Source organism: Candidatus Poriferisodalis sp. (assembly GCF_965208485.1).
Lineage (GTDB): Bacteria > Actinomycetota > Acidimicrobiia > Acidimicrobiales > Poriferisodalaceae > Poriferisodalis.
Map to the genome: position 1 here is coordinate 576687 of NZ_OZ242344.1, position 18625 is coordinate 595311.

General features: G+C 67.6%; 19 protein-coding genes. 6 read left to right on the forward strand and 13 right to left on the reverse strand.

Features of this window, described 5'->3' with window-relative positions; translation table 11 throughout:
- Positions 1-23: 23 nt before the first annotated feature.
- Positions 24-800 (reverse strand): TIGR00266 family protein, encoded by a 777-nt coding sequence (locus tag ACOGXQ_RS02710; RefSeq protein WP_419945925.1) that lies wholly within the window; start codon positions 798-800, stop codon positions 24-26.
- Positions 801-950: 150 nt separating this feature from the next.
- Positions 951-2123, reverse strand: a complete 1173-nt coding sequence (locus ACOGXQ_RS02715) for an amidohydrolase family protein (protein ID WP_419945926.1) — start codon at positions 2121-2123, stop codon at positions 951-953.
- A 251-nt stretch (positions 2124-2374) separates the two neighbouring features.
- Here ACOGXQ_RS02715 and ACOGXQ_RS02720 point away from each other — a divergent pair, with 251 nt between their 5' ends.
- The gene (locus tag ACOGXQ_RS02720) at positions 2375-3706 is read left to right on the forward strand and encodes an IS1380 family transposase (protein ID WP_419945927.1); all 1332 of its coding nucleotides are present in this window, start codon (positions 2375-2377) and stop codon (positions 3704-3706) included.
- Positions 3707-3809: 103 nt separating this feature from the next.
- On the opposite strand, the gene ACOGXQ_RS02725 is transcribed toward ACOGXQ_RS02720, so the two are convergent.
- The 8 genes from ACOGXQ_RS02725 to ACOGXQ_RS02760 all read right to left on the reverse strand — a co-directional run bounded on the left by ACOGXQ_RS02725 (position 3810) and on the right by ACOGXQ_RS02760 (position 8711).
- Positions 3810-3971 (reverse strand): hypothetical protein, encoded by a 162-nt coding sequence (locus tag ACOGXQ_RS02725; RefSeq protein ID WP_419945928.1) that lies wholly within the window; start codon positions 3969-3971, stop codon positions 3810-3812.
- 54 nt (positions 3972-4025) lie between these two features.
- Positions 4026-4955 carry an integrase gene (locus tag ACOGXQ_RS02730; RefSeq protein ID WP_419945929.1) on the reverse strand — a complete coding sequence of 310 codons (930 nt, stop codon included), beginning with the start codon at positions 4953-4955 and terminating at the stop codon, positions 4026-4028.
- Positions 4952-5284, reverse strand: coding sequence for a helix-turn-helix domain-containing protein (locus tag ACOGXQ_RS02735; protein ID WP_419945930.1), 333 nt, complete (start codon positions 5282-5284; stop codon positions 4952-4954). Before ACOGXQ_RS02735 ends, ACOGXQ_RS02730 begins: the two co-directional genes overlap by 4 nt.
- A gap of 74 nt (positions 5285-5358) precedes the next feature.
- Complete coding sequence (locus ACOGXQ_RS02740; RefSeq protein ID WP_419945931.1) at positions 5359-6681, reverse strand: IS1380 family transposase; 1323 nt, start codon at positions 6679-6681, stop codon at positions 5359-5361.
- Positions 6682-6823: 142 nt separating this feature from the next.
- Positions 6824-7180, reverse strand: coding sequence for a type II toxin-antitoxin system PemK/MazF family toxin (locus ACOGXQ_RS02745; protein ID WP_419945932.1), 357 nt, complete (start codon positions 7178-7180; stop codon positions 6824-6826).
- On the reverse strand, positions 7170-7421 hold the full coding sequence (locus ACOGXQ_RS02750) for a hypothetical protein (RefSeq protein WP_419945933.1): 252 nt from the start codon (positions 7419-7421) through the stop codon (positions 7170-7172). The genes ACOGXQ_RS02745 and ACOGXQ_RS02750 overlap by 11 nt, the downstream gene beginning before the upstream one ends.
- An 84-nt stretch (positions 7422-7505) precedes the next feature.
- On the reverse strand, positions 7506-8309 hold the full coding sequence (locus tag ACOGXQ_RS02755) for an HpcH/HpaI aldolase family protein (RefSeq protein WP_419945934.1): 804 nt from the start codon (positions 8307-8309) through the stop codon (positions 7506-7508).
- Between the two features lie 93 nt (positions 8310-8402).
- The gene (locus tag ACOGXQ_RS02760) at positions 8403-8711 is read right to left on the reverse strand and encodes an NIPSNAP family protein (RefSeq protein WP_419945935.1); all 309 of its coding nucleotides are present in this window, start codon (positions 8709-8711) and stop codon (positions 8403-8405) included.
- Between the two features lie 319 nt (positions 8712-9030).
- On the opposite strand from ACOGXQ_RS02760, the gene ACOGXQ_RS02765 reads away from it, so the two are divergent.
- Positions 9031-10212, forward strand: coding sequence for a Fic family protein (locus tag ACOGXQ_RS02765; protein WP_419945936.1), 1182 nt, complete (start codon positions 9031-9033; stop codon positions 10210-10212).
- A gap of 43 nt (positions 10213-10255) precedes the next feature.
- Here ACOGXQ_RS02765 and ACOGXQ_RS02770 read toward each other — a convergent pair whose 3' ends face one another.
- Positions 10256-11554: an AMP-binding protein gene (locus tag ACOGXQ_RS02770; RefSeq protein ID WP_419945937.1), complete on the reverse strand. Its 1299-nt coding sequence runs from the start codon at positions 11552-11554 to the stop codon at positions 10256-10258.
- A 111-nt stretch (positions 11555-11665) separates the two neighbouring features.
- Between ACOGXQ_RS02770 and ACOGXQ_RS02775 the strand changes: the two genes are divergently transcribed.
- Positions 11666-12808 (forward strand): LLM class flavin-dependent oxidoreductase, encoded by a 1143-nt coding sequence (locus tag ACOGXQ_RS02775; RefSeq protein ID WP_419945938.1) that lies wholly within the window; start codon positions 11666-11668, stop codon positions 12806-12808.
- A 16-nt stretch (positions 12809-12824) separates the two neighbouring features.
- On the forward strand, positions 12825-13457 hold the full coding sequence (locus tag ACOGXQ_RS02780) for a hypothetical protein (protein ID WP_419945939.1): 633 nt from the start codon (positions 12825-12827) through the stop codon (positions 13455-13457).
- 139 nt (positions 13458-13596) lie between these two features.
- On the opposite strand, the gene ACOGXQ_RS02785 is transcribed toward ACOGXQ_RS02780, so the two are convergent.
- Positions 13597-14694, reverse strand: a complete 1098-nt coding sequence (locus ACOGXQ_RS02785) for a pyridoxal phosphate-dependent aminotransferase (protein ID WP_419947326.1) — start codon at positions 14692-14694, stop codon at positions 13597-13599.
- 90 nt (positions 14695-14784) lie between these two features.
- Positions 14785-16401 (reverse strand): hypothetical protein, encoded by a 1617-nt coding sequence (locus tag ACOGXQ_RS02790; RefSeq protein ID WP_419945940.1) that lies wholly within the window; start codon positions 16399-16401, stop codon positions 14785-14787.
- A gap of 40 nt (positions 16402-16441) precedes the next feature.
- Here ACOGXQ_RS02790 and ACOGXQ_RS02795 point away from each other — a divergent pair, with 40 nt between their 5' ends.
- Positions 16442-17653, forward strand: a complete 1212-nt coding sequence (locus tag ACOGXQ_RS02795; protein ID WP_419945941.1) for a nitroreductase family protein — start codon at positions 16442-16444, stop codon at positions 17651-17653.
- Positions 17650-18576 carry a tRNA glutamyl-Q(34) synthetase GluQRS gene (gene gluQRS / locus ACOGXQ_RS02800; RefSeq protein ID WP_419945942.1) on the forward strand — a complete coding sequence of 309 codons (927 nt, stop codon included), beginning with the start codon at positions 17650-17652 and terminating at the stop codon, positions 18574-18576. The genes ACOGXQ_RS02795 and gluQRS overlap by 4 nt, the downstream gene beginning before the upstream one ends.
- Positions 18577-18625 lie beyond the last annotated feature (49 nt).

The following is an 18625-nucleotide window of genomic DNA, read 5'->3' on the forward strand; positions in this document are numbered from 1 at the left end:
GGCTTTGCCGAAGAGCGAAACGCCTAGCTGCGCTCCAACCAGCCCGACAGGACGCCACGCGAGTCATCGGACGCCGGACCCACAGCATTGGCCAGCACCCTCGACGACAGCCGCTCGAACGGCAGCGACTGCAGCCACACCCAGCCGCTGCCCGACACCGTGGCCAAGAACAGGCCTTCACCGCCGAAGAACATCGACTTGAGGTTTCCCGCACGCTCGATCGAGTACTGCAGCGACGGCTGCATCGCGACCAGGCAGCCAGTGTCGAGCCGCACCGTCTGGTTGTTGAGCTGAATGGCCCTGATCGATCCTCCCGCATGGAGGAAGGCCATGCCGTCGCCCGACAGGCGCTGGAGCACGAAACCCTCCCCGCCGAAGAGTCCGGTGCCGATGCCCCGCTGGAAGGCGATGTCGATCTTGGTCCCCAGGGCGGCGCACAGGAAAGCGTCGCGCTGGGCGATGATCTCGCCGCCCATCTTGGCCAAGTCCACCGGGATGATCTTGCCGGGGTAGGCCGCCGCGAACGCCGCCTTGACCTTGCCATGCGCGCCGGTATTGGTGAAGTGGGTGATGAACAGGCCTTCACCGGTGATCGCACGCTTGCCGGCCGACTTCAGCTTGCCCCACAGGCCCGCATCGGGATCGGAGCCGTCTCCCATCTTGGATTCGAACGTGACGCCGTCCTCGAGGTACATCATCGTGCCGGCCTCGCCGATGACAGTCTCACCGGGGTCGAGCTCGACCTCAACGAATTGCAGATCGTCACCGAAGACCTCGTAGTCGACTTCGTGGCTTTGCATGGAGGGGACTCCCAGATATGAGCCGCGGCCGAGCGCGCGCGGCACCTGCGGCCCACCGTACCCGTCGGTTTGATGCAGTTCGGGACACGCCGGACGACTCCGTTCGGGCTATTCGCTCTTCTGCTGTGCCGAGGAGACCGGACGCCCGTCTCAGGCAGCAGCAGTCGCCAAGCGGTCGCCGCCGACGGGCAGCGTCGTCAGGTCGATGTCGTACAGCTCGGCGGAGTTGTTGCAGAGAATGTCGCGTTGCTGCTGCGGCGTGAGATGTGCCGAGTGCTCGTCGAGCAGCTCCTGGCTCCACGGCCACGTGCTGTCCGAATGCGGGAAGTCGTTCGCCCACAGCAGTCGCCGGTGGTTGACGTCGTTGACCATCTTGAACGCCACCCAGTCGTCCTGGAACGTGGTGTAGATGTGCTCGCGGAAGTACTCGCTCGGCAGCTTGGACAATTCCTGGCTCGGCGGCAGCCAGTACCGGTGGCGCTTGTAGGCGTGATCCATCCGGTACATGTAGTGCGGCACCCAGCCCGCATCGGCCTCCACGCACACAACCTTCAGATCCGGGTTGCGCTCGAAGACACCGCCGAACACGAGCGTGCCCATGATGTCCTGGTTGGCCCGGATGATGGTCATGAAGGCATTGGCCTTGGGTCCGCGCGACCTGCCCTGACCTCGGCTGGTGAGGATGTGCCATGACAGCGGCAGCTTCAAGCCGACCGCTGCTTGCCAGAAGGGATCCCAGCGGGGATCGTCGAAGTCGAACTCGGTGTGCGGGTTGCCCGACATCATCACGCCCCGCATGCCCGCCTCGGCCATGGCCTCGATGTCGTCGATGGCCTCTTCCACGGAGCGCAGCGCCGTCTGGCCCACGGCCAAGAGCCGGTCGGTGTCCACCGAGCAGTACTCGGTGATCCACCGGTTGTAGGCGTCCATCGCCGCTTTCTGGTAATCGGCGTCGGGGTGATTGCACAGCACCATCCCCACCGACGGGTAGATCACCTCTGCGGACACACCGTCACGGTCCTGGTCAGCGGTGCGAGTCGTCGAGTCGTAGCTGCTGCGCGGCAGATCCTCGTATGCCGCGCTGCGCTTCAACTCTTCGGGCTTCTGGCCGGCGGCGGCGATGAGCCCCATGTCGATGGTGCGCTTCATGCCGTCGATCACATAGACGTCGCCGCGCTCTTCGGTCCACTCCACCCGCGGTGCGACATCGCGCCACTTCGGGTCGATGTAGTCGACGTAGGTGTTGCGTGCCTCTGCGATATGCGAGTCGGCCGAGATGATCGGATAGTCGACGTCCACGTTTCCCTCCAAGTCGATCCCCACAGGCGAGCGTACTGTCCCGACCCGAAGCACTGCCGAGCCGAGACCGGCGCTGCAACATCAGCCTTGGGCGCGAAGATCGGTCGAGACATCCGCCATTGGCCTTGAGCGGGCGAGATGGCCGCAAGGTACTTAGCCCAGATCCATCGGTTTGGTTGGGCTGGTGGGGTTTGCGTCCACCAGAAAGGCCTGCTGGGGTGGCATTTTGCCGGTTGTGAGATCGCGGCGTGATGCCATGACGGGAGGCGCTTTCTGTGAGCGATGATACGCGGTTGTTGGACCGGGTCGTGGCAGTGTTCGACGTGGGCTCTTTGGTGGGGGACGCGGGTCTGCTGGCGGTGGGCACGCTGGCGGGCCGGTTGGGCTTGGAGGGCTTGATCGACGAGACTGTGCGCCCGCCTGCGGCGGGCCGCGGGTCGGGAGCGAAGGTGCTCACGGCGGTGTGCTCGATGCTGGTGGGGGGCTCGTTCTTCTCGGACGCGGACAGGCTGCGGGCCGGCTCGGCGGGGTCGGTGGTTGGGTTCGCGCCGGTGGCGCCGTCCACGTTGGGGACGTTCTTGCGGTCCTTCACGTGGGGTCATGTGCGTCAGCTGGACCGCGTCCAGGAGCTGGCTTTGGGCCGCGCGTGGGCTGCTGGGGCCGCCCCGGCGGCGGAACGGGTCACGGTCGATGTCGATTCCACGGTCGCGGTGGTGCACAGCGACGCGAAGGGCGGCGCCGCGTACGGGCACGGTGGGCGGCTGGGATATCACCCGCTGGTGGCTTCACGCGACGACACCGGCGAGATCGTGCACTCCCGGATGCGCAAGGGCTCCTCCCAGCGGGGCCATGTCCGCTTCTTCGCCGAGACCGTCAACCGGGTGCGCCGTCTCGCCCCGGACGCGGAGCTGACGGTTCGCGCGGACGCGGGGTTCTTGTCGTGGGGCCTGGTCGACAAGCTCGACGCGCTCGACGCCAGGTTCGTGATCGCTGTCGCCTCCAACCCCGCCGTCGGCAGGGCCGTCGCGGCCGTCGACGATGCGGACTGGACCCCGATCGGCTACACCGACGACGGCGAGGCCCAAGTCGCCGAAACGACGCTCACCAGCGCACGGCGGCCCAACCGCAAGCCCGAGCGCACGGTGCGGCTGGTGGTGCGCCGCACCCGCCTGGTCGGCGACCAGGCCGACCTGTTCCCCAACTGGCGCCACCACACATTCGTCACCGACATCAGCGAAGCCGAACTCGACACCAAAGCAGCCGACGCCGCCTGCCGATCCCACGCACGCGTCGAGCTCGCCACCGCCGACCTCAAAGCCGGCGGCCTCGCCCACAGCCCCTCAGCCAGCTTCACCGCCAACGCCGCCTGGCTCGCCTGCGCCGCCTTGGCCTACAACATCGCACGCTGGACAGCACGCATCGGCCAAGTCCACGACCCCCGAAAGCTCACCGTTGGGGCCACCATCGCACGCCGCTTGCTCACCATGCCCGGCCGGCTCGTCAACCGCAGCGGCCGACCCACCCTGCGGCTCCCGGCCCGATGGCCCTGGGCCGACACGTTCACCACAGCACTGCGACACATCCGCAACCTGCCCCAGCGCTGCTGAACAAACCCCAGCGCCACGCCGCGCCGCGCAGCACACCCCCCCGGGCGCAGCACACAAACCACCCCCCAAGCCGCCGCCGACCACCCACGCGTCCGCCCAGCCCTCACCCCGCCCCCACGACAAACCGCGCCACCGACCGATCCACGCCGGCCTCCGCCGCCGCCTCGGCCTGGGTGATCTGCCCAGTCAGCATCCGCACCCACAAGTCGTACTTCTGCTCTGCTGTGAGCATCTTCCTCGGTCTCCGGCCCGGCGGAGCGGTCATCGGCAGCCTCCTGCGCTGAGACCGCCAACCCTGACCGATGCTGCTCGAAAAAACTCAGAACCTGTCGCGCGAAATCAGACGCAACACACCGGATTCGTTCGAGCTCTCGGGCGAGGCCGGCGGGGTCGGCGATGGTGTCCAGGTGGGGTGCTCGTCTTTGACGTGTGCGAACAGGGACTCGATCCAGGCTTGGCCGGTGGGCGTGGAGGGCCTCCCGAAGTGCTGGGCGGTCGAGCAGGCGGCCACGAAGCGGGCTGTGTCGCCGGCGCGCATCTCGGGGCCGTTGTCCGACAGTGCCAGCAGCAGCGGGATGTCGTCTTGGTGGGGCGGCTCGGCGTCGGGATCGGCGAGGCGGGCGGCGGTCTCGCCGCTGAGCAGCCCTTCGCCGTCGAGCGCCCGAGCGAACAGCACCCGGGCGGCGACCGAGTCCGGGGTCGAGGTGAGGCGGGTTGCGATCCATTTGCGGGACACGACGCCGACGACGGCGTACGCGTGTTTCGCTGCCTGGCATCGGGGGAACTGGGTGCCGTCCCAGCACCACAGCTGGTTGGGGCGCCACTCGCACCAGTCGGGCCACGGCGTCTTCGGGGCACGCTTGGCGCGCGGCACGCCGGCCAGGGCGAGGCCGTGGCCTGCGAGAACGCGGTCCGCGCTGGACGGCGACACCCACACGCGGCCCAGATAGGAGCCCCGGTGGGCGAGCTTGCGATGGGACCGGTCGATGTCGCCCCATTCGTCGAACAGGTTCACGGTCTCGTCGCGTTCCCACCCCAGCAGCCCATGGATCGGCCGCCCTCCGGGGCGGGCGTCGTCGAGCGTTCCCGCGGCTCGACGCCGATGCCAGCGCCACGCCCGGCGCCGCTCCAAACCGAGCACCGCGCACACGCGGCCGTGGGTCCATCCCGCTGCGGTGGCGTCGTCGATCAGCCCCAGCAAGCACTCCTTGGCGGCCCCATCGACGCGGGCGGGGACAGGGCCGCTCATCCCCAGCCCGTTTCTCCCCGCAGCACCGCCAGCTCCACAGCCTGCTCGACCACGGTGCGGCCCAGCCGCTCCGCCTCGACGCGAAGAGCTGCCGCCTCCGACGCCTCAGCTCGGGTCTGACGAGGACGCCCAAGCCTCGACGCCCCCAACGCGGCGATCGCGCCGTCGCGTGCCACCGCACGCAAACGAGCGACAACCGACCGGTCCACGCCCGCCTCCGCGACTGCCTCCGCCTGGGTGATCTGCCCGGCGAGCATCCTCACCCACAAGTCGTACTTCTGCTCTGCTGTGAGCACCTTCTTCAGTCTCCGGCCCGGCAGGGCGGTCATCGACAGCCCCCTGCGCCCAGACCGCCAACCCTGACCGATACTGCTTGAAAAAACTCAAAATCTGTCGCGCGAAATCAGACGCAACACACTGGGGCATGCTGCGGATGTGTCGCAGTGCGGTGGTGAATGTGTCGGCCCGGGAGTTGCAGGGTGGGCCGTCCGCTGCGGCGGTCGAGCCTGCCCGCGATGCTGGGCAGGCGCCGGGCGAGGGTGGCCCCAACGGTGGGCTTGTGGGGTTCGTGGAGCCTTCCGATGCGCGCTGCCCAGCGTGCGATGTTGTGCGCCAGGGCGGCGAAGGCGAGCCGGGCGGCGTTGGCCGCGAACCGTCCTGAGGGGCTGTGGGCGAGGCCGCCGGCTTTGATGTCGCGGATGGCTTGCTCGACGCGGGCGTGAGCGCGGCAGGCGGTGTCGGCTGCTTTGGTGTCGAGCCCGTCGGCGTCGATGTCGGTGGCCACGGCGTGGTGGCGCCAGTTCGGCCACAGCTCGGCTTGGCCGCCTGCGAGGCGGGTGCGGCGCATCACGAGGCGCACCGTGGCTTGGGCTTGCCCGCGGCGCGTCGGCCGCTGGTGAGAGTGGCCTCGGCGACCTGGGCTTCGCCGTCGTCTGTGCAGCCGATCGGTGTCCCAGTCGTGGGCGCCGATGGCGGCGACAGCCGCTGTGACGCTGGGGTTGGGGGCGACAGCGACCACGAACCTGGTGTCGTGCGCTTCGAGCTTGTCGATCAGGTCCCACGACAAGAACCCCGCGTCGGCGCGCAGCATCAGCGCCGCGTCGGGCGCCAGGCGGCGCACCCGGCACAGGGTCCCCGCGGCGAAGCCGACGTTTCCGCGCTGCGAGGAGCCCTTGCGCATCGGGGAGTGCACGATCTCGCCGGTGTCGTCGCGGACCGCGATCAGCGGGTGGTAGCCCAGCCGCTCGCCGTGGCCGTACGCGGCGCCGTGCTTCGCGTCGCTGTGCACCACCGCGAGCGTGGAGTCGACATCGACCGTGACCGCCTTCGCCGCCGGGGCCGCGCCCGCCGCCCACGCACGGCCCAACACCAGCTCCCCGACGCGGTCCAGCCGGCGCGCACGACCCCACGCGAACGACCGGGCGAAGGTCCCCAGCGTGGACGGCGCCACCGGCGCGAACCCCACCACCGCCCCAGCCGAGTCCGCCCGCAGCCTGTCCGCGTCAGAAAAGAACGACCCGCCCACCAGCATCGAGCACACCGCCGTGAGCACCTTCGCGCCCGACCCGCGCCCAGCCCCCGGCGGGCGCACCGCCTCGCCGACCAGACCCTCCAAGCCCAGCCGGCCCACCAGCGTGCCCGCCAGCACCAGCCCCGCGTCGCCGACCACAGACCCGTCGTCGAACACTGCCTCGATCCGGTCCAAACCCCCAACTACAGTGCTCACAGAAAGCGCCTCCCGTCATGACATCACGCCGAACATCCACAAACGGCAAAACGCCACCTCAGGAGGCCTTTCTGGTGGACGCGCCGCACCACCCACCCACATCACACCGGTGAATCCGGGCTCAGTCCCGCGCCGCATCCGGTCACAGGTCCAGAGCGCTGCGCAGCGTCTCGTCGACTGTCGCGAGCGCCAGCACATCAAAACGACCAATCCGACGGATGAGACGCTCAGTCGAGACCGCTCGCACCTGCTCAATCTGAAACGCCGTTTCGGCCGACAACCCGTTGGTTCTGTCAGGCAGGCAGACCACATGCAGGGGGATCCCCCGAATGGTGGAGGTTCCCGGGACGACAATGACCATCCTCAGATTCGGATGATGCAGCCGGTCTTCGGACACGACCACAGCCGGGCGCACGAGCGCCTGTTCGGGATCACGCGGCTCGGCACCGAAATCGACGTGCCAGATGTCGCCCCGATTCAGCCGTTGCTCAACCGCCATCAAGGCCGTCCGCAACTGCGGCGTCGAGAGAGCAGCTCTCGGACTGATAGGAAGCCGCCTGTTCGGACGTGAGATCGTCGAGCGCGTGTCGCACCGATGCCCACCACTCGTCGCGGCTGAGCCGATGCACGGCTTCTGTCACGACCTGCAGCATCGATGTGCTGCGCTGCTCCGCGAGGCGCGCGATCTCGTCCCGCAACTCAGTGGGTACACGCAGCGTGGTCGTCTGGGTTAGCGCCATGTCTGTAGCGTACGGCAGCTACAAAGAAGGCAGCACGTCAGGCTCCCAACGGGGCTGTGTGGGCAGCGCCGGCGCTGAGGTCGATCAGTAGATCTTGGAGTCGGCGCCGCTGGCCGCATCGGCGACACCGGACTCACGCGCGGTGCGCAGGTCGCGGGCCATGCCGCGGCCGAGCGCCATGGCGTCGCCGGCGACGGTCTGCATGCGGTAGCCCTTGCCGCGGCGGTCGGCCGACAGCGCCGCCGTCGAGTGGATGCCGGCCACCACGCCGTGGGCAGCGCAGCGCTCGGCGATGTGGCACAGCGCCGCCTTGTAGTCGGCATTGTCGTCGGTGTAGGCCGGTCCGTAGCCGTAGCTGATGGACAGATCGGCAGGCCCGACGTAGATCGCGTCAACGCCCTCGATCGCCAAGATGTCGTCGAGCGCCTCCACTGCCTGGCGTGTCTCGATCATCGGAATGCAAGCGGTGGCGTCGTTCGCCACTCCGAAGTAGTCCTCCCCCGCCGCAGCGCGTGGCGCCACCATGATCGGCCCGAAGCTGCGAGCGCCCAGCGGCGGGTACTTGCACGCGGCCACCGCGGCCTGCGCCTCAGCGACAGAGTTCACCATCGGGATGATGACGCCTCGCGCCCCGGCGTCCAGCACCCGGCCGATGATGCCCGGCTCGTTCCACGGCACCCGCACGATGGGCGTGCCGCCGCCCATCTCGATCGCCTGGATCATCGTCACGGCAACCTGGTAGTCGGCCACGCCGTGCTGCATGTCCACGCAGACGTAGTCGAAGCCGGCTCTCCCGCCGATCTCGGCCGAGTGGCTCGAAGCCATCGACAGCCACGTGCCCAGCGTCTCTCCCCCGGCGGACCAGGTGTCCATCATCGTGTTCGGCATCGGTGTGCTCTCCAGTCTCGTGTCAGTGCACCAGCACAGACTCAGCTGCCGGGCGCGAGGCCTGAGCCTCGAAATCGGTCACCCGCTCTCGGCTCAGGTCTCGAAGATGTCGCGCAGGAGCGCATTCTCCTGCGTCTCGACCAGCGGCGCGATCTCCCTCACGAACTCCAGCCACTCGGGATCCTCGAAGAGCGCCTTGCGCTTGGCGGCCCGCTCCTCGAGCGTGTCGTAGCGCCACATGTGGATGATCTCGTTGATGCCGCCGAACTCGGTGGTGTAGTAACCCACGGGCTCGCCGAGGTACTTGCGCTGCGCCTCGTAGCCCTTCTCGAAGTACACCTTGACCCAGTGCTCGGGTGCACCCACCTTCAGGCGGTAGCGCCGCATCTCCACAAAGCTCATGGCTGTCTCCTTCGACGTGTCGAGCCGAGCCGCGATCTCGCTCGACCAGATCGCGCAGCCGCACCGTAGCGCGCCGTGTCCTCGCATCTCTCGTCCGAGACTGCTTCCGATGTTCTATTCAACGTTGCGGCCTCAAGCTGTATAGCCAACTGCGTTATCTCGCGCAGTTTGACAACACGACAAAAACACGCACACAAACAAACATTGAGCCACAACGTTTAATAGCAGCTATCGTAGAGCGGGTTGCGACAACCCGCATAGTGCCAGTGCAGAAGCACGCTGCACGGATCACAGCCGAGACAGGCAGGAGCAACGACGCATGGCTGCAACACGACTCCGCACCCCGACTGGTGAGTACGTCATCACCACGGTTGCGGGTGAAGAAGTGCGCGCATTTGTACCCGCACCACTGCCGCCGGATCCACCGCTCAGCATGGATGGGCCGCTGGTCACCGCACTTGACGAGGCAAGCCGAGCCCTCGGCCGATTCGATGGCGCAGTTCGCTATCTCCCCAACAAGGGTCTGCTCATCTACTCGTACGTGCGCAAGGAGGCTGTGCTGTCATCTCAGATCGAAGGGACACAGTCATCGCTGTCCGATCTCATGCGTCACGAACTCGATGCGTCACCGGGTGTGCCGCTCGACGATGTGACGGAAGTCTCAACCTACGTCGCTGCGCTCGAGCACGCCGTCGCAGAAATGACGAACCCATCGGGGTTGCCGCTCTGCAATCGCCTGTTGCGGCGGGCTCACGGGATTCTGCTGTCTTCTGGACGCGGTGCGGACAAGCATCCCGGAGAATTCCGATCGACGCAGAACTGGATTGGCGGTTCCCGCCCAGGAAATGCGGCGTTTGTGCCGCCTCCTGCGCAAGAGGCTCATCAGGCGATCTCTGACTTGGAGAAGTTCCTGCATGCCGATGACAGGTTTCCTCCGCTGATGCATGCAGGGCTCGCACACGTGCAGTTCGAGACCATCCACCCCTTCCTCGACGGCAACGGCCGAATCGGCCGCATGCTCATCATGCTCTTGTTGCTGGATCGTGATGTGTTGTCGACGCAAGCCTTCTATCCGAGCTTGTACCTCAAGCAGAACCGATCGGACTACTACGACTTACTGAACCGTGTGCGGCTGTACGGAGACTGGAACGAGTGGCTGTTGTTCTTCCTCGAAGGCATCCGGTCAACTGCTGACGCCGCGCTCAGCACGACGCAACGTCTCGAAGAGATGGCGGCCCACGACCGGAAGGTGATCAGTGACCGCACTGGCCGAGCGGCAGGCTCGGCGCTGCGGGTACACGAATCGCTCATGCAACGGCCAGTTCTCAACGTTGAAACGAGCGCCAAGTTCAGCGGCCTCTCCTGGCCTGCTGTCAATAATGCGTTGACGCGTCTCTGCGAACTAGGTATCGCCTCCGAAGCCACGGGTCAGCGTCGCAATCGCGTGTTTGCATACACGGGGTACTTGCACGTGCTGGAAGAGGGAACCGAACCTCTCTAGTGCCGTTGAACGACTGCGCTAGCCACGCTTGGTGTTGCCGGGCTCAGCCCCGGAGGTCGCGGACTCGCTGCGCCTTGCCTTCCGAGCGCGGGATTCCTTCGGGCTCGACGGTGCGGACGTCGACCGCGATGCCGATGCGCTGGCGCACCGTGCCGGCGAAGTCCGCGGCGATCGCCTCGTGTTCGCCGGCATCGGGCTTGGGCTCGAGCACCGCAGTGATGCCCTCCATCCGGCCTTGAGAATGCACTTCGAGCAAGAAATGCCCGGTCAGCCGCGGCTCCGCTGACACCAGTTCCTCGAACTGGCTCGGGAACACGTTGACGCCACGGATGATGAGCATGTCGTCGCTGCGTGCCGCGACCCGTCCCATGCGACGCATCGAACGAGCCGTGCCGGGCTGCAGCGAGCAGATGTCGCGGGTGCGGTACCGGATCACCGGCATGGCCACCTTGGTCAGCGAGGTGAACACCAGCTCGCCCGTCTCGCCTTCGGGCAGCACCTCGCCCGAGTCAGGGTCGATGATCTCGGGATAGAAGTGGTCCTCCCAGATGGTCGGCCCGTCCTTGGTCTCCACGCACTCGTTGGCGACACCCCCACCGATCACCTCCGAGAGGCCGTAGATGTCGACGGCGTCGATGCCGAAGGCGTCCTCGAGCTCGGCCCGCATCGCCTCCGACCACGGTTCCGCGCCGAATATCCCTACCCGCAGCGACGTCGACGCCGGGTCGATGCCCTGGTTGCGGAACTCGTCGGCCACGACCAGCGCGTACGACGGCGTGGCGCACAGCACGTCGGCGTCGAAGTCCACCAGCAGCTGCACCTGCCGGGCCGTCTGGCCGACCGAAGCCGGCACCACGGTGCAGCCGTACTGCTCGGCCCCGTAATGCGCCCCCAGCCCGCCGGTGAACAGCCCGTAGCCGTAGGAGACGTGGACCACATCGCCCGGTCGCACACCCGCTGCCATCAGCGAGCGCCCGAACACGTGCGCCCACATGTCCAGGTCGAACTGTGTGTAGCCGACCACCGTCGGCTTTCCCGTGGTGCCCGAGGACGCATGCACCCGCAGCACCTGCTCTCGCGGCACGGCGAACATGCCGAACGGGTAGTTCTCGCGCAGCTCGGTCTTGGAGGTGAACGGGAAGCGCGCCAAGTCCTCCAGACGCTGCAAGTCCGACGGGTGCACGCCCGCGCCGTCGAACAGTTGCCGGTAGGCAGGCACATGCGCGTACGCATGGGCCAAGCTCCACTTCAAGCGCTCGAGCTGGAGCGCTCGTATCTCCGAGATGGGCGCGTTCTCGATCGGATGCAGGCCCCGCCTCGCACCGGCGTGTGACTCGACCATGTGAAGGTTCCTTCCGCGCTCAGATGATGCAAGGGCAGTCGGCTTTCTAGTGTTGCAGTCGATGCGCCCCCCTTTCCGAGACGCCGGCCGCCCCAGAGAGCCCGAGGCCTGATGACCGATTTCCGCTTCACGATCCTGGTGGTGCCCTACATGCGCCGCCGCGGTGAGCAGATCGGCCTCGCCGGGTCGATGCCTGAACGGTGGCAGATCCTCATGGATCAGATCCGAACCCAGATGCAGTTCGCCGAGTCGGTCGGCTACGACGGCTTCGCCATGACCGAGCAGCACATGCAGGTGGAGGGCATCGAGACCACCACCAACCCGCTGTTCTGGGACTACTTCGTGGCCCAGCACACCGAGCGGATGCGGGTGGGCCAGCTCGGCATGAACCTCACCGCGGTGAACCCGATCCAGCTCGCCGAGAACATCGCCATGCTCGACCACTTCACCGGCGGGCGCACCTTCGTGGGCTTCACTCGCGGCAACACGCCCCGCTGGACCGGCACGTTCGGCCAGCACCTCGGCATCACCTCCACCGAGTCCGACAAGTCGGAGGCCGACCAGCGAAGCCGCCGGGCCCTGTATGAGAACTGGCACCTGGTGAAGTCGCTGTGGACCCAGGACAAGGTGTCGATCCAGGGCGAGTTCTGGCAGGCCCCGCCCGAGATGGAGTGGCACTTCCCGCCCACCGATGATTTCGACCCGAACGCCGTCGACGGGGACAAGACGCTGCGGGAAATCGGCATCGTGCCCCGGCCGCTCCAACAGCCTCACCCGCCGGTCTACGCGCCGTTCAGCTACAGCATGGAGACCTCGAAGTTCTGGGCACGCGAGGGCGGCAAGATGGTCAGCTTTGTGGCCCCCGACCGGCAGAGCTTCATCGGTACGGCGCTGGGCATCTACCTCGAAGAAGCCCACAATTCGGGGCGTGACACCACAGCGGCCGATGCGCTGGCGATCGGCGGCCACCTCACGATGGGCCGCACGCCGGCCGAAGCCGCGGACCTCTACGCCGGGTTCGAGGAGCTGTTCAACTGGGCGTACAACGCGCCGCCCTATGTGGTGCCGATGGGGCGCGTGTGGCGAGGCAGCCGGGAGGAAGAGCTCGACCACGTCGCCTCCTTGCACGAAGAACTCGGCGTCACCGAGTTCTTCTTGTGGCATCACGTCGGCTACTTCGAGCAAGACCAAGAGCTGGCAATGCTCAACGAGTTCGCCGAAGGCGTGATCGCCCCCCTGCGCGCCGGCGCCTGAGAACGTCGTGCAAGCAGTGACGAACGCAACCAGCAGCGACCGGCCGACCGGCGTCGCCGCGCTGGATGCCCGCCCCCGAGCCGTCGCCGTGGCGATGGCGTTCAAGGCGGCGCTGGCGCTGTGCTTCGTGGTGGCGATCGCCGTGCCCCTCGACCACCTCGAAGGCAAAGGCATGGCGTTCCGGTTCCCGCTGTTCATGCTGTCGGCGGTGGTGGTGCCGCTGGCGTGGTTCTGGCGTGGACGGATCCGGCCGTACCCGGCCATTGCCGACGTGCTCATCGTCGCCCCGTTCCTCATCGACACGCTCGGCAACTTGGCGTACGTCTACGACACCTTCGATGCCACCGACGATGTGCTGCACACGCTCAACTGGATCCTGCTCGTCGGGGCGTTCCATGCCTGGCGCTACCGGCGCGGCGGCGCTGCCAACCGCCTGTCCCGCGGCGATGCGTGGTTGCTCGGCGCCGGACTCGGCGCTCTCGCCATCGTCGGCTGGGAGGCGGCCGAGTGGATCGTGGCCGAGACCGGCGCGGGCGGCGGCCTCGACCTCACCTACGACGACACGGTCGCCGACCTCGTGCTGTCCACCGGCGGCGGCATGATCGGCTCCGCTCTCGCCGTCACCCTCTTCCCCCACCGCCCCCGCTAGTCGGACGGATCGGCCCGCCGCGCCAACTCGGCAGCGCTAGCAGGCTGCTGAAAAAGTCGATTTTCGGGCAGCGTCCAGTTGCAAACCAGCAGGTCAAGGACTTGCGCTCCCGGCCGAACCTGCATATTTCAGCATCCTGCTAGAGCGAGCGGAGGCGTTCGATTGCCTCGTCGAGGACGGCATCCTGCTTGCAGAAGGCGAACCGCACCAGGTGGCGGCCCTCGTCGACGTTGTCGTACATGACCACGCTCGGTACGGCGGCCACGCCGATTCGCTCGGGCAGGTTCCAGCAGAATTCGATGCCGTCGTCGTGGCCGATCGAGCGGATGTCGGTCGTGATGAAGTACGTCCCAGCAGGCTCGAAGACCTCCAGCCCACCCGAGCGCAGCCCCGCGCTCAGCCGGTCGCGCTTGGCCCGCAAGTCGTCGGCCTGGCCCTTGAAGTAATCGTCGCCGAGGTCCAGCCCCGCAGCAATCCCATGTTGAAACGGCCCGCCGCTGACGTAGGTCAGCCACTGCTTGGCTGTCCGCACGGCGGTCACCAACTCGGGGCGTGCGCACACCCAGCCGATCTTCCAGCCGGTGACCGCGAACGTCTTGCCGCCGCTCGAGATCGTGACCGTGCGGTCGGCCATGCCCCCCAGGGACGCGATCGGGATGTGCTCGCCGTCGAAGGTCAGATGCTCGTACACCTCGTCGGTGACCACGATGAGATCCCGCTCGATCGCCACCGCAGCGATGGCCTCGAGCTCGGCCCGGCTGAACACCTTGCCGGTCGGATTGTGCGGGCTGTTGAGCACCAGCAGCCGCGTGCGGGGCGTCACCGCGGCCGCCAGCTCGTCGGGATCGAAGCCATAGTCGGGCGGTCGCAGCGTGACCACCTTGCGCACCGCACCCGCCATCGAGATGACGGCGCCGTACAGGTCGTACCAGGGCTCGAACGTCACGACCTCGTCGCCCACCTCGCAGAGCGCCAGGAAGCTGGCGGCGAGTGCCTCGCTGGCGCCGGCCGTGATCAGCACCTCGCTGTCGGGGTCGAACTCCAAGCCCCAGAAACGCGACTGGTGCCGAGCGACGGCGTGACGCAGTCCCGGAATGCCGATGCCCGGCGGGTACTGGTTTGCCGTGCCGCTGCGGATCGCCGCCACCGCCGCCTCGAGCACCTCAGTCGGACCGTCCGTGTCGGGAAAGCCCTGGCCCAGATTGATGGCACCGGTACGAACCGCCAATGCCGACATCTCCGCAAAGATCGTCGACTGGTAGCCCTGCAGGCGAGAGTTCAAGAACGGCAGCCGTGCCACGCTGCGGAGGCTAGGCGGCTGCCGCGGTTACTGATACGAGACGAACAGCGGTGACGGCGTGAGAGCCAGCACCTGGGGGGCGGTGGCGGTGGGACTGTCCTCGTCATAGAAGTTCTTCCAGCCCCAGTAGTAGCGATCGGCGTCGGGCAGCCCCAGCAGCGCATCCCAGGTGGTGTACTTCGTGTTGAGCGGACCCTGCCCGTCCATGTGGATCATCACCGCCAGCTCGGGGGGCGTCTCGATCAGCTCCCGGTTGGTGATCATCGAAAAGCGGAATTGGTGCAGCAGCAACAGCTTCTGCGGCAAGGCCTCACTACGGACGAGATCGGCCAGCCACGCCGAGACCTGGTTGATCTCGGCAGCATCCACCGTTCCGATCTGCCTCAGGTGCACTTGGCCGGGCTTCAATCGCCATTCGGGATCGAGAGCCAGCCCGACATGGGGCAGTCGCAGGAACTCCTCGTACTGCTTGGCCTGGGTGAGGAAATCCGTCCGGCCCGATTGCAGGTCGAGCACGACGTACATGTCGTTGGCAGCGGCGGTTTCGATCCACGGCCTGATCACATCGTGCGCAGTCTCATTGGAATAGTCGCCGTCGCGACCAGCTTGAGCTGACGCCACGGTGGCGATGATCTCGAAGGCAAGCACCACCTCCCGCCCGTCAGCGTCGTAGCCCTCGGCGATGGTCCGCAGGCGCTCCACGCCGTCGTCTGGGTTCTGCTCGCCGAGCACGCCGAGCTGCGATGTCGTCGGATGGCCGTAGAGGGCCACTATCCGGCGCGAGCCGTCAGGTCCGAAGACGAGCAGGCCGCCGCCGGGCAACTCATCGCCCCGGCGGATGACCTCGAGTTGCCACTCAGCATCAGGCCCGAGGTCTGTGTGAATCTCCACGTGCACCGCGTCGCGGAGCACCTGGCGCTCTGGGGCGGCCAAGGCTCGCAGGTCGCCGGTCACCGCGACCGCCGTTGCGCCGATCTGGCTGCCGACGGCCCCGATCACAGCGGCCTGCGAGGCGTCGCCCACGACCAGCACGCGCTCGTGCGGCACATCGGCGACCGGCAGCGCCGCCTCAGGATCGACGGGCACCTGCTCGACGGCATAGCCGGCGAGCCGGAGCTCGAGGATCTGCTCGCTGAAGCCCGCCGCGATGATCCGCTCAGGAGCGAGACGCCGTATCTCGTCCATCGCATCAGCCGCAGACCACGACTCGATGAGCAGCATCGGTCCGCGGATCCCGTGCGCAGTGAGCGTGAGCGCCGTCGCTGGATCCCTAGCGAACCCCAGGCCGACCTCGTCGGCACATTCGTACAGGGCACGCGAGATCTCGATGCTGAGGGGCACAGCGGCGGTGTCGAAGTCGAGCTCGGCCGGCGCGGCACGGGGCGAGCAGTCCCGCGGGGCCGCGGAGGTCTCGGGCGGACTGGTCGCATGAGGCGCCGGTGCGGAAGCTGTCGCAACGGCTGCAACCGTGTCGGCGGCGCTGGGGACCGTCGCGACCGGGGTGGCCGGCTCTTGCGTCTCTCGTGTCGGGAAGCCGTTCGGAGAGCACGCGACCGCGAGGAGCATCACGCTGGCAGCCGCCGCCAGCACACCGGCCCCGAATGGCTGAGCGACGCGCCGCCGGACCGGTGAGGGAGTCGCCACGTCCGAAGAAACTATTGAGCGGGACGGCAATACTGGCGGCATGCCGACACCGGAACTGAACCCCCACGTCCCTGCCCGCTATGACACTGCCGGGTTGGACCTGGCGTCGGTGGACGGCGTGCTGTCCACCACCCGCTCGGTGCGGCTGCGGCTGGACCTCGAGCGAGAGGTGCCCCACGACCTGGTGCTCGACTGCATCGACGTGGCCGAGCAGGCGCCTGGCGGCGGCAACCAGGCCAGCCGGCGCTGGCTCGTGATACGAGACCCAGCGCAACGCCAGGCTCTCGGAGAGATGTACCACTCCATCGTGGGCAGCTTCATGCAGCAGGGACGTGATGCCACTGCGGGCACCGGGCACCCGATGGAGCAGGTGATGAAGTCGGCGCACCACCTCGCCGAACATCTCGGCGAGGTGCCCGTGATCGTCATTCCCTGCGTGTGGGGCGTCCACGACAACAGCGGCAAACCGGGCCTGTTCGACTCGGTGCTGCAATCGTCGTGGAGCTTCTGCCTCGCGGCGCGTGCCCGGGGCCTCGCCACGGCGTGGACTACGGCGATTCTCAGCAAGGAAGACGAGCTGCGCGAGGTGCTCGGCATACCTGAAGGAGTAACGCCGGTTGCGCTGCTGCCGCTCGCGTGGTCGAAGGGCACCGAGTTCGGTTCCGTTCCGCGCCGGCGCGCCAACGAGATTGCGTATGTCGACAGCTGGGGTCGCACTTGGGAGGCGCGTGGCGAAGAATCGGCCGCCCGCACTCTGGGCGAGGGCGCCGGCGCCACGGTGGAGATCGACATCGACAGCCCCGCAGCACGGGTTTGGGAGGTCGTCAGCGACATCAACGCCGGTGCCGACTTCTCCGAGGAGTTCGTGCGGGCCGAGTGGGCGCCCGGCTACGACGGTCCGGCCCTCGGCGCCAAGTTCATCGGTCACAACCAGCACCCCGCCATCGGCGAGTGGAACATCGATCTGACCGTCACCGAGTACGAGTCGAACGTGCTCTTCGGCTGGGCGACCGGCGAGACCGAGGAGGTTGCCGGCGCCCGCTGGCGTTACGAGATCGACGTTCTCCACGGCCAGCGCTGCCGCCTGCGCCACACCGTGCGCATCGGTCCGGGACCTTCCGGACTCACCATGGCCATCGAGGCGATGCCTGACAAGGAGCCTCGCATCCTTTCCCGCCGTCAAGACGAGCACCTCGCCAACATGACGCGCTGCATCGAGGGCATCAAGGCGCTCGCCGAGGGCAGCGCTTGAGCCCAGCCTCAACGGTCGGTCGATGGGCGCCGAGCCCGACCGGCTATCTGCACCTGGGAAACCTCCGTACGGCGCTGCTGGCGTGGCTGTTCGCCCGCTCGGCTGGCGGGCGCTTCCTGTGGCGGTTCGAGGACCTCGACGGCGCCGTGCGCCCGCAGTTCTACGACTCGCAGCTGCGCGACGTGGCGGCGCTGGGGATCGACTGGGACGGCGAGCCGGTGCGCCAGAGCGATCGGCTGGACCTGTACCGCGACGCCATCGCAGACCTGCGCCGAAGAGGGCTCACCTACGAGTGCTTCTGCACCCGGCGCGAGATCGCGGAGGCGGCCGCGGCGCCGCACGGGCCCTCGCCCGAGGGTGCCTACCCGGGCACGTGCCGGCGATTGGGGCGCGCCGAGTTGGAACAGCGCAGGTCCCAGGGACGGCCCCCGGCGCTGCGGCTTCGAGTCGAGATGCCGGACACGCAGCACCTCGAGCTGACGGTTGTCGACCGCCAGCTCGGTCCGTTTGCCGGCATCGTCGACGACTTCGTGATCCAGCGCGGCGACGGCACGCCGGCCTACAACCTCGCGGTCGTCGTGGATGACGCTTCCCAGGGTGTCACCGAAGTCGTCCGGGGCGACGACTTGCTGCCGTCCACGCCACGCCAGGTCCACCTCGCACACCTGCTGGGCCTCGAACCGCCCGCATATGCCCACGTGCCGCTAGTGCTGGGCCCCGGACGGCAGCGGCTCGCCAAACGGGATGGCGCCGTGACATTGCCGGACCGTCTGGCACTCGGCGAGACGTCCGTTGACGTGCTCAACCTGCTGCTGTCGAGCCTGGGACTAGCGCTCGTGGCGGACGCCGGCGATCTGCGCCACATCGCGCAGCAGTTCGACCCGGCATCCCTGCCCCGACAGCCATGGGTGCACAAGCCATGAATCCCTGCAGGTGACGCAGCCGTCCGGGAGTCGAGCAGGACTTCGGAAG

Excerpts from the sequence above, each read along its gene's own strand:
- ACOGXQ_RS02710 (WP_419945925.1), bottom strand. The coding sequence starts at position 800 with ATGCAAAGCCACGAAGTCGACTACGAGGTCTTCGGTGACGATCTGCAA.
- ACOGXQ_RS02725 (WP_419945928.1), bottom strand. The coding sequence starts at position 3,971 with ATGACCGCTCCGCCGGGCCGGAGACCGAGGAAGATGCTCACAGCAGAG.
- ACOGXQ_RS02730 (WP_419945929.1), bottom strand. The coding sequence starts at position 4,955 with ATGAGCGGCCCTGTCCCCGCCCGCGTCGATGGGGCCGCCAAGGAGTGC.
- ACOGXQ_RS02735 (WP_419945930.1), bottom strand. The coding sequence starts at position 5,284 with ATGACCGCCCTGCCGGGCCGGAGACTGAAGAAGGTGCTCACAGCAGAG.
- ACOGXQ_RS02745 (WP_419945932.1), bottom strand. The coding sequence starts at position 7,180 with ATGGCGGTTGAGCAACGGCTGAATCGGGGCGACATCTGGCACGTCGAT.
- ACOGXQ_RS02750 (WP_419945933.1), bottom strand. The coding sequence starts at position 7,421 with ATGGCGCTAACCCAGACGACCACGCTGCGTGTACCCACTGAGTTGCGG.
- ACOGXQ_RS02755 (WP_419945934.1), bottom strand. The coding sequence starts at position 8,309 with ATGCCGAACACGATGATGGACACCTGGTCCGCCGGGGGAGAGACGCTG.
- ACOGXQ_RS02760 (WP_419945935.1), bottom strand. The coding sequence starts at position 8,711 with ATGAGCTTTGTGGAGATGCGGCGCTACCGCCTGAAGGTGGGTGCACCC.
- ACOGXQ_RS02765 (WP_419945936.1), top strand. The coding sequence starts at position 9,031 with ATGGCTGCAACACGACTCCGCACCCCGACTGGTGAGTACGTCATCACC.
- ACOGXQ_RS02770 (WP_419945937.1), bottom strand. The coding sequence starts at position 11,554 with ATGGTCGAGTCACACGCCGGTGCGAGGCGGGGCCTGCATCCGATCGAG.
- ACOGXQ_RS02775 (WP_419945938.1), top strand. The coding sequence starts at position 11,666 with ATGACCGATTTCCGCTTCACGATCCTGGTGGTGCCCTACATGCGCCGC.
- ACOGXQ_RS02785 (WP_419947326.1), bottom strand. The coding sequence starts at position 14,694 with ATGTCGGCATTGGCGGTTCGTACCGGTGCCATCAATCTGGGCCAGGGC.
- ACOGXQ_RS02795 (WP_419945941.1), top strand. The coding sequence starts at position 16,442 with ATGCCGACACCGGAACTGAACCCCCACGTCCCTGCCCGCTATGACACT.